The sequence below is a fragment of the Streptosporangium amethystogenes subsp. fukuiense genome (assembly GCF_042665875.1).
In the GTDB taxonomy this organism is placed as follows: domain Bacteria; phylum Actinomycetota; class Actinomycetes; order Streptosporangiales; family Streptosporangiaceae; genus Streptosporangium; species Streptosporangium fukuiense.
Genome location: NZ_JBHTEE010000001.1, coordinates 6,456,641 through 6,470,698, shown reverse-complemented (window position 1 = coordinate 6,470,698; position 14,058 = coordinate 6,456,641). Strand labels below are relative to the sequence as shown.

Below are 14,058 nucleotides of genomic sequence, written 5' to 3'. Positions count from 1 at the left end.
AGAGCGGGCCTCGTCACGTGGTGCGGGTGTCAGCCGATGCGCCAGGTGTCTCCACCGAGCAGCAGGTCGTTCAGGTCGCCGGGACCCCGCGCCTCGACGGCCTCCTGGAGTTGCTCGGCCATGAGCTCGTCGTAGGAGGGGCGTTCGACGCTGCGGAAGACGCCGATCGGGACGTGCTCGAAGGCGGGCTCGTCCAGCCGGGAGAGCGCGAAGGCCAGCGAGGGGTCGACGCGGTGGGCGTCGTGCACGAGGATCTCGTCCTCGCTCACCGACGACCTCGGGACGACCTCGATGCCGCCGTCGGCCGCCCGGCGCACCGCCTTGGAAGCCGAGGCGATGGGCTGTCCGTGCTCCAGGCGGAGCGTGATGTCGTCACGCCGCTCCGGGTCCTTCAACTGCTCGAAGGCGTTGTCGTTGAAGATGTTGCAGTTCTGGTAGATCTCGACCAGCGAGGTGCCCCGGTGCTCGGCGGCCTCGCGCAGCACCGACTGCAGGTGCTTGCGGTCGGAGTCGATGGTCCTGGCCACGAAGGAGGCCTCGGCGCCGATGGCCAGCGAGATCGGGTTGAACGGCTTGTCCAGCGAGCCCATCGGGGTGGACTTCGTGATCTTGCCGACCTCGGAGGTCGGGGAGTACTGGCCCTTGGTGAGACCGTAGATCCTGTTGTTGAACAGCAGGATGTTCAGGTTGACGTTGCGGCGCAGCGCGTGGATGAGGTGGTTGCCGCCGATGGACAGCGAGTCGCCGTCACCGGTGATCACCCAGACCGACAGGTCGGGACGCGAGGCGGCCAGGCCGGTCGCGATCGCCGGGGCGCGGCCGTGGATCGAGTGGAACCCGTAGGTGTCCATGTAGTACGGGAACCGCGAGGAACAGCCGATGCCCGAGACGAACACCATGTTCTCGCGCTTGAGGCCGAGCTCGGGCACGAACGACTGGACCGCGGCCAGGATGGCGTAGTCACCGCACCCGGGGCACCAGCGGACCTCCTGGTCGGTCTTGAAGTCCTTCATGCCGAGCTTGACCTCGGACTTCGGGACCAGCGAGAGCCCCCCGCCGGTTCCGGGGACGGACAATTCGGTACCACTACTCACTGTCGATCACGTCCTGGATCACGCCGGCAAGTTCTTCGGCCTTGAACGGAAGTCCACGCACTCGGTTGTAGCTGATGATGTCGACCAGGAAGCGGGCACGGAGCAGCAGCGCGAGCTGGCCGAGGTTGATCTCCGGCAGGAGCACCCTGTCGTACCCGCGCAGGACCTCGCCGGTGTTGGCGGGCAGCGGGTTGACGTGCCGCAGGTGGGCCTGGGCGACCTTGCCGCCGGCCTTCCTGATGCGCCGCACGGCCGCCGCGATCGGCCCGTAGGTGGAGCCCCAGCCGAGCACCAGCACGCGGGCGTCGCCGTCGGGGTCGTCCACCTCGAGCGCCGGGATGTCGTGGGCGATCCCGTCGATCTTGGCCTGGCGGATCCTGACCATCCGGTCGTGGTTGTCGGGATCGTAGGAGATGTTCCCGGTGCCCTCGGCCTTCTCGATGCCGCCGATCCGGTGCTCCAGGCCGGCGGTGCCGGGAATCGCCCAGGGGCGGGCGAGGGTCTCGGGGTCGCGCTTGAACGGCAGGAAGGTCGTGCCGTCCTCGGCGTTCGGCCCGGAGGCGAACTCGGTGGAGATGTCGGGCAGGTCGGCGGCGTCGGGCACCTTCCACGGCTCGGAGCCGTTGGCGAGGTAGCCGTCGGAGAGCAGCATGACCGGGGTGCGGTACTTCACCGCGATCCTGGCCGCCTCCACCGCCGCGTCGAAGCAGTCGGAGGGGGTCGAGGGGGCGATGATCGGCAGCGGCGACTCGCCGTTGCGGCCGTACATGGCCATCAGCAGGTCGGTCTGCTCGGTCTTGGTGGGCATGCCGGTGCTGGGACCCGCGCGCTGCACGTCGACCACGATGAGCGGCAGCTCGGTGGTCACCGCGAGGCCGACGGTCTCGGCCTTCAGTGCGACACCGGGCCCGGAGGTCGTCGTGATGCCCAGCGCACCGCCGAAGGAGGCGCCGAGCGCCGCGCCGACGCCCGCGATCTCGTCCTCGGCCTGGAAGGTGCGGATGCCGAACCGCTTGTGCTTGGAGAGCTCGTGCAGGATGTCGCTGGCCGGGGTGATCGGGTAGGACCCGAGGAAGAGCGGCAGCTTCGACTGCACCGAGGCGGCGATCAGGCCGTAGGCGAGCGCCTGGTTGCCGGAGATGTTGCGGTACACGCCGGGGGCCAGCTTGGCCGGCTTGACCTCGTAGGAGACCGAGAAGGACTCGGTGGTCTCGCCGTAGTTCCAGCCCGCCTGGAAGGCGGCGATGTTGGCCTTGGCGATGTCGGGCTTCTTGGCGAACTTGGTCTCCAGGAACTGGATCGTCGCCTCGGTGGGCCGGTGGTAGAGCCAGCTCAGCAGCCCGAGGGCGAACATGTTCTTGGACCGTTCGGCGTCCTTCTTGGACAGCGAGAAGCCTTCGAGGGCCTTGACGGTCAGCGAGGTCAGCGGCACCGAGTGGACCCGCCACGCGGCGAGCGAGTCGTCTTCGAGCGGGCTGGCGGCGTAGCCCACCTTCTGCAGGTTGCGCTTGGTGAACTCGTCGGTGTTGGCGATGATGTCGGCGCCGCGCGGCAGGTCCGAGAGGTTCGCCTTCAGCGCGGCGGGGTTCATCGCGACCAGGACGTTGGGCGCGTCACCCGGGGTGAGGATGTCGTGATCGGCGAAGTGGAGCTGGAAACTCGACACGCCGGGCAGGGTGCCTGCGGGGGCGCGGATCTCAGCGGGGAAGTTGGGGAGTGTCGACAGGTCGTTGCCGAACTCAGCCGTCCCGGCGGTGAAGCGGTCACCGGTCAGCTGCATGCCGTCGCCGGAGTCACCGGCAAAACGGATGATCACGCGTTCGAGTTGCTGAACCTGCTTGGTCACAGCTCAGTCCTCCTCGACGCGACAGGGCGCCGTTGCTCGTGGCACATTCTTTTTTCCATGCTAGATCCTCGGGGGTCACGCGTAGTCTTTTCGCGTTCCACTCGGCGGAGGAGAGCGACCCGTGTCGCGCATCCTCTGCGGCCGCTGAGTCGAAACCTGGGGCGCGGATGTCGCGTTCGCGGCCGGATCACGGCCTATATGGAGGTCACGATCGCGGACGGCCGTCCCGACACAGCCCCGCCGCGAGCCGGCACAGGTCGACGTGCAGGCGGGCGAAGAGGACAGTTGAGGTCACGCTGCCCAACTATATGTCCCACCGCGGACGCGCTCTCATCGCCTCAGGCTATGGCCCCATAGCTCCAGGTTATGACATCGGCTACCGGTCCGGCTCCGCCGAAACGCCCCCGGATTCGTAGATCCGGCCGGGCAGCATCTCATCCGAGCCGTACAGCTCGGGGACGGTGACAAAGGTATAGCCCGCCGCGGAGAGCCGGCGCAGGATCTCGGGGGCCGCGTCGACCGTCGCGCGGTGGGAGTCGTGCAGGAGAACGATCGCTCCGGGCTCGGTCCGGGCGACGGTCCGGTCGGCGATCGCCTGCGGGTCGGCGTCCTGCCGGTCCTCGCTGTCCACGTTCCAGTGCACCACGGCCATGTTCAGACGGCCCGCGATGGCGGCCACCTGGATGTCGCTGTCGCCGTACGGCGCGCGCATCAGGGTGGGGGCCTGGCCGATGGTCTGGGCGATCGTGTGCTGCGCGCGGGTGAGCTGGTCGGCGATCCTGCTGGAGGGCAGCATGGTGAGGACGCGGTGGGACCAGGTGTGGTTGGCCACCAGGTGTCCCTCGTCGCGCATCCGCCTGAGCAGGTCGGGCCGTGCGGAGGCGTTGGAACCGAGGCTGAAGAAGGTCGCCCTGGCCCCGTGGGCGCGGAGGATGTCGAGTAGCCGCGAGGTCTCGGGGCCCGGCCCGTCGTCGTAGGTCAGCGCCACGCACCTGAGCTTCGCGCAGTCCACGCTGCCCGCCTGGGCGCTGCGCGCCGGAGGCTTGTCGGTGCTCGCGGCCTCGATCTCCTCCCGCGACGTGGGGACCGGGACCTTCTTCGCCCGCACGGCCGCGCGCTGTGCCCGCAGCCCGACCTCCGACAGCAGCGGCGCCGCGGTCGCGGACGGTACGGCGACCGCCACCCGGCCGGCGACCCCCAGCCCCACCTGCTCGTCGTCGAACTCCACGACGAGGTCGCCGCGCGGGTTGAAAACGAGGGAGTCGAACATCTCCCGGTCCGGCCTGAGCGCGTTCGGGGTCACCAGCGGTCCTCGCAGCGCCAGTTCGCTCCTGACGATCCCGGCCAGCGCGACCAGCGCGGGACGGCCGGTGAGCAGGTCGGCGGAGTCGAGGGCGCGCCGCTTCGTCCGGTCGTACCAGACGGTGGTGCGCGACTCGTTCCAGCCCGACTCCATGGAGCGGCCGATGCGCAGCCGTACTCCCAGGACCTCGGGGGACGCGGCGGCGAGTTGCCAGTCCACGTTGAACTCGGGCTTGGGCAGGGCGTCGGCGGGGCCGCCGCGCCGGGTGAACCTGTCGAGTTCCCCGCTCACGGTCCGGTGCAGCCTCTCGGTGAGGCGGGGGGCGTCGGCGACGGCCGGATAGACGGCGTGCACGTGCTGGTTTCCCGTCTCTCCGGAGAACAGGGTCCGGGTGTTCAGGCCCTGGACCACGGAGGGGTCCACATAATCGATCAATGTGGGCTCCGAGGGCACGGTGGCCTTCGCGGAAGAGGGGGTGGTGGTTGCGCCGCAACCGGCGATCGTCACGGCCATCCAGGCGATTCCTCCGATGAATCGCAGGTTAGGCATGAAGTAACCCTAGGTGCGGTAATAGTGCATTTACCCGGATTTGAGGTTAAGTGCACGGAGGCTTTAGCGGTGGGCTTCGCCGCATGACGGGAAGGGCGGATACTGCTATAGGTAGGGCGTACGGCAGATCCGGTGAGGCCGTGCGGCAGGCCCCGAAGAGGAGAGGCCATGAGCGGATATTTCGGCTCTTATGTGGTGGTCCTCGCGCTGTTCGCGATCGGCCTGCTGATCGTCGTCGTGGCGCTGCTCGGCAACCGGGCGCTCCGGCCCAGCCGCCCCACCGCCGAGAAGCTGCTCAGCTACGAGTGCGGCGTCGACCCGGTCGGCGAGGGCTGGGCCCAGTCCCAGATCCGCTACTACGTGTTCACCTACCTGTATGTGATCTTCGCGGTCGACGCGGTCTTCCTCTTCCCCTGGGCGACGATCTTCGCTGAGCCGGGCTTCGGGACGACCACCCTGGCCGAGATGTTCGTCTTCCTCGGCTTCATCGCGCTCGGCATCCTGTACGCCTGGCGCAAGCGCGTGCTCACCTGGACCTGAACCGGGCGAGCACGGGCACCGACCCTGAAGGAGAATGCGTGCCATGGCAGATCTCCCGATGCCCACGGTGGGCCCGGCGACCCGGCTCGCCCCCAAACCCATGCGCTTCATCCTCAACTGGGGGCGTCGCTACTCGCTGTGGGTGTTCAACTTCGGCCTGGCCTGCTGCGCCATCGAGTTCATCGCGACCACGATGAGCAGGCACGACTTCATCAGGTTCGGGGTCATCCCGTTCGCCAACGGCCCCCGGCAGGCGGACCTGATGATCGTCTCGGGCACGGTGACCGACAAGATGGCCCCCGCGGTCAAGCGGCTCTACGAGCAGATGCCCGATCCCAAGTACGTGATCTCCTTCGGTGCCTGCGCCAACTCCGGCGGTCCGTACTGGGACTCCTACTGTGTGACCAAGGGCGTCGACCAGATCATCCCGGTGGACGTCTACGTCCCCGGCTGCCCTCCCCGCCCCGAGGCGCTGCTCCACGGCATCATGATGCTCCAGGAGAAGATCGCCGCCGAGAACCTGGGTGATCGCTATGCCTGACCTGCACCCCTTCACCCACGGCGAGGACGCCCGGGTGTCGGAGTCCTTCGGCTACCGGACCGTCGACGTGGACGCCGACGGCTGGATCGCCCTGCTGGAGTCCGCCAGATCCCAGGGGTACGAGTTCTTCGACTGGCTGACCGCGGTGGACGAGCCGCCGGAGGCCCTGGCGGTCGTCGCACACCTGTTCGCCCCCGCCTCCCACGCCCACCTGCTGCTGCGCACCAGGGTGGCCCGCGAGGACCCCCGGCTGCCCAGCGCGGTCGGCGTGTTCCGCGGAGCCGACTGGCACGAGCGCGAGACCTTCGAGATGTTCGGCGTCGTCTTCGAGGGCCACCCGAACCTCGTCCCGCTGCTGCTTCCCGAGGGCTTCGAGGGGTTCCCGCTGCGCAAGGACTTCGTGCTGGCCGCCAGGGTCGCCAAGGCATGGCCGGGAGCCAAGGAACCCGGCGAGTCCGACCACGGCTCGCCGAGCCGCCGCAAGACGCTCCCGCCGGGGGTGCCCGCCGACTGGGGGCGCGAGCGTGGCGGCTGAGACATCACGGCGACCCGGCAGGCTTCTCCCCCCGAAGGACCGGAGGTAGGCATGATCGCCGAGGTGCTCGACGTCGCGGTCCGGCTGGTCGTGATCGTCGCGGCCTTCCTGGTACTGCCGCTGGTCGCCGGGCAGATGGAGCACAAGGTCATGGCGCACATGCAGGCGCGCCTCGGCCCCATGTACGCCGGCGGCTTCCACGGCTGGGCACAGCTGATCGCCGACGGGGTCAAGTTCATGCAGAAGGAGCAGGTGATCCCGGCCGCCGCCGACCGCAGGGTCTTCACCCTGGCCCCCGGCGTGGCGCTGATCCCCTATCTCCTGGTGATGGTCGTCATCCCGGTCGGGCCGGGGCTGGTCGGGGTCGACCTGGACGCCGGACTGTTCTTCGTCCTCGCCGTGATGGGGGTCGGCGTGCTCGGCTCGATCATGGCCGGCTGGTCGTCGGGCAACAAGTACTCGGTCCTGGGCGGAGTGCGCTCGGCGGCCCAGCTCATGTCGTACGAGCTGCCGCTGGTCCTCGCGGCCTCCAGCGTCGCGATGGCGGCGGGCACGCTCTCCCTGCCGGGCATCGTGGCGGCCTGGCAGTGGTGGTGGCTGCCCTGGCAGGCGATCGGCGGCGTGGTCTTCTTCGTCGCGGGACTCGCCGAGCTCCGGCGCCCGCCGTTCGACATGCCGATCGCCGACTCCGAGCTCATCATGGGCCCGATGACCGAGTACACGGGCATCAGGTTCGCCCTGTTCATGCTGGCCGAGTACGCGGGGATCATCGTGGTCTCCGCACTGACCAGCGTGCTGTTCCTGGGCGGCTGGCACGGCCCCCTCCTGCCGGGGCCGGTGTGGATGCTCATCAAGGTCTTCCTGCTGGTCTTCGTGGTCATCTGGCTCCGGGTGAGCTATCCCAGGCTCCGTGAAGATCAGCTGCAGAGGCTCGCCTGGGCCGGTCTGGTGCCGCTGGCGCTGGTCCAGCTCGCGCTGACGGGGGTCGTCAGGGTCGTCGCCGGGTAACCTCGCACCGCGCGCCCGCACCGGTTTCCCGCTCGGCCCACCGTACGGATGATCTGACGTTCGAAGCGCTCACCCTGGGCAGGGAGTAGTGCACCCTGCGACATCACTTGCCAAGGACGGAACGGATGACCCTCGCGCTTGCCGTGGAAAACGACGAACTGGTCGTCGAGGTGCCGGAACACTCACCGGTGCGGCTGCCACTCGCCGGTGAGAGCCGGGCGAGCAGGCTGCTGATCTTCGGCTACCCCGGCAGGGGCAGGACGAGATACGGCCTGGCGGTGCTCGACGAGTCCGGCCTGGTCATGCTGGAGGCTCCGGGGTCCCGGTCGAGGAAGGCGGTGGAGGCGTTCGCCGCGGGCAGCGGGCTGGAGTTCGAGTTCCGGGCGTTCGACACCCCGCAGCAGGCCAGGGTCGCGCTGGCCCGCAGGTCGCCGAGGTGGCGCGCGGTGACCTGGCGCAGGGCGCCCGCGCCCCTGCCGCGCCTGCGGGTGCCCGGTGCGAGAAGCCTCAGGCCACCGCTGGGCTCGCCGAAGGTGTGGTGGCGCGAGCAGTTGCTGTACGTGCTCATGTGGGCGGTGCTCGCCTACGGGGCGGCGTTCGTGGCGCTGGTGCTCCTCAATCTGACCAGCATCCGCGCCGACGTCACCCGGGGGGACGCCGCTCAGGGCGACGTCACCTGGGGAATGGAGCCGCTCGGGGTCGCCGCCCTGGTGCTGGCCGGGCTGACGGTCGTCGGGGCCGTCGTGGTGGTCGGGATCGGCCGCCGCAGGTCCCGTCACCAGACCGCCCAGGGACGTGTGCTCAGGCGCGAGGGCCAGCCGCACTGCCGCCTGGTGGTCGTCCACGATCGCCTGCTGCTGGAGACCGCGCGCAGGACCCGCGAGCTGGACGCCTCCGAGCTGCTGCTCTACTCGGCGGAGTCCGGCGTGACCGGCCTGCTGGTGGGCGGAGGGCTGTTCCACCTGCCGGGGCGTTGGAACGCGGAGGACGTCGAGCGCTTCGCCGCGGGCAACGGTCTTGGGTTCCAGGCTCGCTCGCTGACCCACGAGGAGTACCTGGACCTGACGGCGGGGGCGAAGGACGCGGTTCCCTGAGGCGCCGGACCTTCGCCCGGACCCTCCCGGAGAGGTGGTCGTTGACGGCGGGATCCCCGTGGGGGATTCTTACTGCACGATCCGCAGCATGATGTCGGAGGCCGTGGGCCGGTTGCGGGGCTGCTTGTCCAGGCAGGCCGCGGCCAGCGGGCGCAGTGACCGGGGCAGGGCCGTCAGGTCCGGCTGGTGGTTGATCACCCGGTTCAGGATCGCCGGGATGGTGTCCTCGCCGAAGGCCACCCGGCCGGAGGCGGCGAAGATCATTGTCGAGGCCCAGCTGAACACGTCGGTCTCCGGGCCGACCGCCTCGCCCGCGAGCTGCTCGGGCGACATGTAGGCGGGGGTGCCCATGATGTTGCCCGATGTCGCGGTGACCTGGTCGAGGGCCCGGGCGATGCCGAAGTCGATCACGCGGGGTCCGTCGGCGCCGATCAGCACGTTGGCCGGTTTGAAATCCCGGTGCACCACGCCGGCCCGGTGGATCGCGGCCAGCGCGCCCGCCGTGGCCAGGGCCAGCCGGGTCAGCCCGTCCTCGTCGCGCGGCCCCTTGTCGCGGACCAGCTGCTCCAGGGAGACGCCCTCCACGTACTCGCTGACCACGTACGCCTGGTCCTCGTTGATGTTCACGTCCAGCACCCGGGCCGTGGAGAACGTCGCCACCTTGCGCGTCGCCTCCACCTCCCGCAGGAATCGCTCCCTGACCATTTGATTGCCGTTGAAGTGCTCGTGCAGCACCTTGATCGCGACTTTCTGCCCCTGCGGGGTGAGCGCGAGGTGGACCGTTCCCTGCCCGCCCTTCCCCAGGCTGCCGATCAGGCGGTAGGGCCCCAGCCAGCCCTGGGGGGCCGGGGTGTGCTGAGGGCTTTGGGGGTGCTGTCCCTGTGCGGCATGGGTGGGCGGGCCCTGCGTGAACCGACCCTGCGTGAACTGGCCCTGTGTGAGCTGGCTCTGCACGTACTGGGGCGGTCGGTCGTCACGCTGATGATGCTGCGCCTGCTGGTATCCGTCGTGCTGCGCGGGCACCGGGCGCCGCTGCGGCGGGTGCTGGACCGAGGCCACCGTGGGGCCGGTCTGGTAGGGCGGGCGGGCGTACTCCGGTGGCGGTCCCGGGCGGAACTCCTGGAGCGGCCGCTGCCGGAACACCTCCCCCCTGAGGATCAACGCGTGGCCCAGTCCGCCGAGCCAGCTGCCGAACAGGCCGATCAACCCGATGGTGTCCAGCCAGACCGGGATGAGATCGGAGCTCCCGTAGATTCCAGCGGAGATCACGAAGGTGCCGATGCCGAGGGCGTAGAGGGTGGCGGCGAGGGCCAGCAGCGGGCTCCGCAGCCGGCGCGCGGCGTGTCCGATGACGAACGGCGTGCCTACGCCGCAGGTCAACAGGGGGACCAGCGCCCACACCACGCTCCACGCGGTGTTGGATCGTGCCGGTGGTCGCGGCTGCCAGGCCGGTCCGTACTGGTGGGACATGTGCCGAACAATACGATTTTTTCAGGATCTCCGCAGTCCCTTCTCCGTCGACCTGGCGGTTGGGGGCTGATTATCGAACACACAGTCTGTGGATAACTTCTGTGGATAACGTGAGTTCCCCTGCCGTGGCGGTCCGGAGGGCCTACCGCATTCCCGAGCGCCCCACTGTGCGTCATGATGTTGAGTTGTGGCACGGATACCAGGAGTGGGGTTGGTGAAGGGACTCTCCGTCACCCTTCGCCACATGCTGAGCAGATCGGTGACTCAGCAGTACCCCGAAGTCCGGCCGGATCTGCCCCCGAGGAGCAGGGGGGTGATCGCGCTGGTCGAGGAGAACTGCACGGTGTGCATGCTCTGCGCCCGCGAGTGCCCCGACTGGTGCATCTACATCGACTCCCACAAGGAGACCCTCCCCGCCCCCGAGGGGGGCCGCCCCCGCGCCCGCAACATGCTCGACCGGTTCGCGATCGACTTCTCCCTCTGCATGTACTGCGGGATCTGCATCGAGGTCTGCCCGTTCGACGCGCTGTTCTGGTCTCCGGAGTTCGAGTACGCCGAGGGTGACATCCGCAACCTCCTTCACGAGAAGGAGAGGCTGGCCGCCTGGGCCCAGACCGTTCCGCCGCCCCCGGCCCACGAGCCGGGCGCCGAGCCGCCGAAGGAACTGGCGGCCACCTCCCGCCCGGTCCGCCCCCGTCCCGCGCCGGCCCCCAAGGCTCCCACGCCGGAGACTCCGGGAGTCCCCGAGGAGCCACCCGCGCGGCGGGTTCCGCCACCCGGCAGGCCGCCCAGGACAGGCCCCTCGGCGGGACACGCGAGCGTCCGGGCCATCCGGCCGCCGGGTGCGCTCCCGAAGAAGGACACCCCGTCCACAGGCGAGTCGTCCGCCGGGAAGTTATCCACAGGTGGGGATGACGTTCCTCCGAAGGCGGCACCGCCGGAGCAGACTTCTGCCACGGATCCGAGTGGAGAGCCCGAGGAGGAGACGTGACCGAGGCGCCGTCCTATCTGTCGCCGACCGGGCAGGAGATCGTCTTCCTCCTGCTGGGCGCGGTGGCCGTCGGGTCGGCGCTGCTTACCGTGACCACCAGACAACTCGTCCATGCCGCCCTGTGGCTGGTGGTCTGCTTCGGCGCGCTGGCCGGGTGCTACCTGGTCCTCACCGCCGAGTTCGTCGCCTGGGTCCAGGTGCTGATCTACGTCGGCGCGATCGTCGTCCTGCTGCTGTTCGGCATCATGCTCACCCGCGCTCCGATCGGCAGGAGCGCCGACCTCGACAGTTCGAACCGGCCGGCCGCCGTGATCGTGGCGATCGCCACCGCGGCCGTGCTGGTCACCGTCGTCGTCGACGGCTTCCGGATGGCCTACGTCCCGCTTGAACCCGGCGGCGGTTCGGCCGGGGAACTCGGCGCCGCCATCTTCCGCAACTGGGTGCTCCCGTTCGAAGTGCTCTCGGTCCTGCTGCTGGCGGCGCTGATCGGCGCCATCGTCCTGTCCCGCACCGACATCCGCGGGAGGGAGTGAAGGTGCACGTCGTCTACCCCCTGGTCGTCTCGGCACTGCTCTTCTCCATCGGCGTGTACGGCGTGCTCGCCCGGCGCAACACGATCCTGGTGCTGATGTCCGTCGAGCTCATGCTCAACGCCGTCAACCTCAACCTGGTCGTCTTCGACGTCTGGTTGCGCGACCGACTGCACAGCGGGCAGGTGCTCACCCTGTTCGTCATCGTGATCGCCGCCGCCGAGGTCGGTCTCGGTCTCGCGATCGTTCTCGCGCTCTACCGCAACCGCCAGACCATCGACCTCGACCGCCTCCGTTCCCTGTCCGAGCCCACCGACCCCGGGGCCACGAACCCCGGACCGGTCGACCCCGGACCCGATGGCAGCCGGCCCACCGGCCCCGGATCCGCCGATCCCGCCGGGGCGGCACTCCCCGGCGAGGCCGGTGCCCACCCCCCACCTCGGACCCAGCACCCGGAGCAGACCCCGGCCGAGATCCGAAACCTGCCCCGGGGCCCCGCCCGGGCCGCGACCCGCACGCGGCGATCCCGGTTTCCCGCCGGATCCGAGACAGACGCCAGGCCGGGTGACGCGTCATGATCACTGTCGCCTCGCTGGTCATCCTGCTGCCCTTCCTCGCCGCGGCCACCGGGCTTCTCGGCTCCCGCCTCCCCCGGGGGCTTCGCGGCGCGACGTCCCGCAACCCCGGCACGGACCTCAACGCCGGCGCCGACCGCCGGGCCGCCTGGATCGCCGTGCTGCCCACCGCGATCTCCACCGTCCTGGCGATCTGGCTGGCCTACGCCACCTGGGCGGCCACCGGCCAGGGCGCGGCCGACGGCGGCACCGCGACGTTCACCGTCATCGAGACGGGGTCGGTGCCGATCTCGGTCGGGTTGCTCGTCGACGGCCTCGCCGCGTCGATCGCGGTGCTGGTCACCGTGGTCGCGCTGGCCGTGCAGGTCTACTCCATCGGCTACCTGCGCGGTGACCGACGCTACCCGTCCTACAGCTCCTTCATCAGCCTGTTCACCAGCGCCATGCTGCTGGTCGTCTACGCGGCGGACCTCCTGGTCCTCTACGTGGGCTGGGAGATCATGGGCCTGTGCTCGTACCTGCTGGTCGGGCACTGGTGGGAGGAGCGGGCCAACTCGCGAGCGGCGATCAAGGCGTTCCTCGTCACCCGGATCGGCGACGTCGGCTTCCTGTTCGGCATCTTCGTCCTCGGGACGGCGGCCGGCAGCTTCAGGATCGCCGACGTCATCGCCGGGGTCCCCGAGATGTCGTCCGGCACCCTCATCGCCGCCACCATGCTGCTGCTGGCCGGGGTCGCGGGCAAGAGCGCCCAGGTGCCGCTGCACGTCTGGCTCCCCGACGCGATGGCAGGACCGACACCGATCAGCGCCCTCATCCACGCGGCCACCATGGTCGCCGCCGGGATCTTCGTCGTCGCCCGGCTCTATCCCGCCTTCCTCGGCGCCCGGCCCACCCTGGACGTGCTCGCGGTCCTGGCCGCCCTCGGCATGCTCGGCGCGGCCCTCGCCGCCCTGGCCCAGGACGACCTCAAACGCGTCCTCGCCTACTCCACGATCAGCCAGCTCGCCTACATGGCGGGTGCCCTGGCCGCAGGCTCACGGGACGCCGCGATCTTCCACCTGATCACCCACGGGGCTTTCAAGGCACTGCTCTTCCTCTGCGCCGGAGCGGTGATCCACGCGGTCGGCTCCAACCTGATGAGCACGATGGGAGGTCTCCGCAGGGGGCTTCCGGTCACCTTCGCCGCGATGACGATCGGCTTCGCCGCCCTGATGGGCCTGCCTCCGGCCAGTGGCTTCTTCAGCAAGGACGAGATGCTGACGGGCATCGAGCACTCCCTGTCCGCGGGCCCGCTGACCGACGCCGCGGCCCTCCTGCTCTACGGCTGCGCCCTCGCCACGATCGCGGTGACCGGCGCCTACGCCACCCGCGCGTGGCTGCGCACCTTCTTCGGGCAGCGCGCCTCGCGGCCCGAGCCCGCGGCGGGCGAGGCCCACGCCGCCGTACCTGCAGTACATGAGGTGCCGGCCAGCATGCACTGGCCCATCGTCGTGCTGGCCGTTCCGGCCCTGCTCCTCGGCTTCGCCCGCATCGGCGACGTCCACTGGGGCACCGCCGCCCTCAGCCTCACGGTGGCACTGCTGGGCGCGGGGGCGGTCTACGCGGTGTGGCGCTCCGCGCCCCAGACCGACCCGGCCCGCCTGCTCGGCCCCTTCCGCGTCCCCTGCGAGCGGGCCTTCTACGTCGACTCCGTCTACACCGGGCTCCTCGTCCGGCCCGTGCTGCTCCTCGCGCGCCTCGTCGTCCGCACGGACAACCGCGTGGTGGACGGCACGGTACGCGGCTCGGGCCGGACGACCCTGAGACTGGCGGGGCTGGTCCGCCTGGTGCAGAACGGCAACGCCCAGCTCTACGTCACCGGCCTGCTGGCGGGCGTCCTCCTGATCGCGGCCGGGGCGGTGATCTTCGGGTGAGCTCTCTGTCCCCCCGGGGCGGCGTGGACGCCGCCGTGCCGCTCTCCACCCGTCTGGCGGTGACGCGCC

Annotated in this window: 12 protein-coding genes and 1 pseudogene; 9 read left to right on the top strand and 4 right to left on the bottom strand. The window is 70.0% G+C overall.

Features of this window, described 5'->3' with window-relative positions; translation table 11 throughout:
• Window positions 1-29: 29 nt before the first annotated feature.
• The 3 genes from ACFQVD_RS28175 to ACFQVD_RS28165 all read right to left on the bottom strand — a co-directional run bounded on the left by ACFQVD_RS28175 (window position 30) and on the right by ACFQVD_RS28165 (window position 4,792).
• Window positions 30-1,076 (bottom strand): 2-oxoacid:ferredoxin oxidoreductase subunit beta, encoded by a 1,047-nt coding sequence (locus ACFQVD_RS28175; RefSeq protein WP_343965002.1) that lies wholly within the window; start codon window positions 1,074-1,076, stop codon window positions 30-32.
• A gap of 10 nt (window positions 1,077-1,086) precedes the next feature.
• The gene (locus ACFQVD_RS28170; protein ID WP_343965000.1) at window positions 1,087-2,940 is read right to left on the bottom strand and encodes a 2-oxoacid:acceptor oxidoreductase subunit alpha; all 1,854 of its coding nucleotides are present in this window, start codon (window positions 2,938-2,940) and stop codon (window positions 1,087-1,089) included.
• 376 nt (window positions 2,941-3,316) lie between these two features.
• A complete protein-coding gene (locus ACFQVD_RS28165) occupies window positions 3,317-4,792 on the bottom strand; it encodes a polysaccharide deacetylase family protein (RefSeq protein WP_343964998.1) in 1,476 nt (491 codons plus the stop codon).
• A 168-nt stretch (window positions 4,793-4,960) separates the two neighbouring features.
• On the opposite strand from ACFQVD_RS28165, the gene ACFQVD_RS28160 reads away from it, so the two are divergent.
• The 5 genes from ACFQVD_RS28160 (at window position 4,961) to ACFQVD_RS28140 (ending at window position 8,510) form a co-directional block, all read left to right on the top strand.
• On the top strand, window positions 4,961-5,332 hold the full coding sequence (locus tag ACFQVD_RS28160) for an NADH-quinone oxidoreductase subunit A (RefSeq protein WP_343964996.1): 372 nt from the start codon (window positions 4,961-4,963) through the stop codon (window positions 5,330-5,332).
• Window positions 5,333-5,375: 43 nt separating this feature from the next.
• Entirely contained in the window at window positions 5,376-5,873 is a 498-nt protein-coding gene (locus ACFQVD_RS28155; protein WP_425580374.1) for an NADH-quinone oxidoreductase subunit B, read from the top strand.
• Complete coding sequence (locus tag ACFQVD_RS28150) at window positions 5,866-6,408, top strand: NADH-quinone oxidoreductase subunit C (protein WP_343964993.1); 543 nt, start codon at window positions 5,866-5,868, stop codon at window positions 6,406-6,408. The genes ACFQVD_RS28155 and ACFQVD_RS28150 overlap by 8 nt, the downstream gene beginning before the upstream one ends.
• Window positions 6,409-6,459: 51 nt before the next feature.
• Window positions 6,460-7,416 (top strand): NADH-quinone oxidoreductase subunit NuoH, encoded by a 957-nt coding sequence (gene nuoH / locus ACFQVD_RS28145; protein WP_343964991.1) that lies wholly within the window; start codon window positions 6,460-6,462, stop codon window positions 7,414-7,416.
• 125 nt (window positions 7,417-7,541) lie between these two features.
• Window positions 7,542-8,510, top strand: a complete 969-nt coding sequence (locus ACFQVD_RS28140; RefSeq protein WP_343964989.1) for a hypothetical protein — start codon at window positions 7,542-7,544, stop codon at window positions 8,508-8,510.
• A 69-nt stretch (window positions 8,511-8,579) separates the two neighbouring features.
• On the opposite strand, the gene ACFQVD_RS28135 is transcribed toward ACFQVD_RS28140, so the two are convergent.
• A complete protein-coding gene (locus ACFQVD_RS28135; RefSeq protein ID WP_343964987.1) occupies window positions 8,580-9,980 on the bottom strand; it encodes a serine/threonine-protein kinase in 1,401 nt (466 codons plus the stop codon).
• Between the two features lie 244 nt (window positions 9,981-10,224).
• On the opposite strand from ACFQVD_RS28135, the gene ACFQVD_RS28130 reads away from it, so the two are divergent.
• The 4 genes and pseudogenes from ACFQVD_RS28130 to ACFQVD_RS28115 all read left to right on the top strand — a co-directional run bounded on the left by ACFQVD_RS28130 (window position 10,225) and on the right by ACFQVD_RS28115 (window position 13,989).
• A complete protein-coding gene (locus tag ACFQVD_RS28130; RefSeq protein WP_343964985.1) occupies window positions 10,225-10,971 on the top strand; it encodes a NuoI/complex I 23 kDa subunit family protein in 747 nt (248 codons plus the stop codon).
• On the top strand, window positions 10,968-11,504 hold the full coding sequence (locus ACFQVD_RS28125) for an NADH-quinone oxidoreductase subunit J family protein (RefSeq protein ID WP_343964983.1): 537 nt from the start codon (window positions 10,968-10,970) through the stop codon (window positions 11,502-11,504). Before ACFQVD_RS28130 ends, ACFQVD_RS28125 begins: the two co-directional genes overlap by 4 nt.
• Window positions 11,505-11,506: 2 nt before the next feature.
• Window positions 11,507-11,809 (top strand): annotated as a pseudogene (gene nuoK / locus ACFQVD_RS28120) (NADH-quinone oxidoreductase subunit NuoK); the annotation flags it as partial.
• A gap of 266 nt (window positions 11,810-12,075) precedes the next feature.
• On the top strand, window positions 12,076-13,989 hold the full coding sequence (locus ACFQVD_RS28115; RefSeq protein WP_343964981.1) for an NADH-quinone oxidoreductase subunit 5 family protein: 1,914 nt from the start codon (window positions 12,076-12,078) through the stop codon (window positions 13,987-13,989).
• The last annotated feature ends 69 nt before the right edge of the window (window positions 13,990-14,058 follow it).

Excerpts from the sequence above, each read along its gene's own strand:
- ACFQVD_RS28165 (WP_343964998.1), bottom strand. The coding sequence starts at position 4,792 with ATGCCTAACCTGCGATTCATCGGAGGAATCGCCTGGATGGCCGTGACG.
- ACFQVD_RS28160 (WP_343964996.1), top strand. The coding sequence starts at position 4,961 with ATGAGCGGATATTTCGGCTCTTATGTGGTGGTCCTCGCGCTGTTCGCG.
- ACFQVD_RS28155 (WP_425580374.1), top strand. The coding sequence starts at position 5,376 with ATGGCAGATCTCCCGATGCCCACGGTGGGCCCGGCGACCCGGCTCGCC.
- ACFQVD_RS28150 (WP_343964993.1), top strand. The coding sequence starts at position 5,866 with ATGCCTGACCTGCACCCCTTCACCCACGGCGAGGACGCCCGGGTGTCG.
- nuoH (WP_343964991.1), top strand. The coding sequence starts at position 6,460 with ATGATCGCCGAGGTGCTCGACGTCGCGGTCCGGCTGGTCGTGATCGTC.
- ACFQVD_RS28140 (WP_343964989.1), top strand. The coding sequence starts at position 7,542 with ATGACCCTCGCGCTTGCCGTGGAAAACGACGAACTGGTCGTCGAGGTG.
- ACFQVD_RS28135 (WP_343964987.1), bottom strand. The coding sequence starts at position 9,980 with ATGTCCCACCAGTACGGACCGGCCTGGCAGCCGCGACCACCGGCACGA.
- ACFQVD_RS28130 (WP_343964985.1), top strand. The coding sequence starts at position 10,225 with ATGCTGAGCAGATCGGTGACTCAGCAGTACCCCGAAGTCCGGCCGGAT.
- ACFQVD_RS28115 (WP_343964981.1), top strand. The coding sequence starts at position 12,076 with ATGATCACTGTCGCCTCGCTGGTCATCCTGCTGCCCTTCCTCGCCGCG.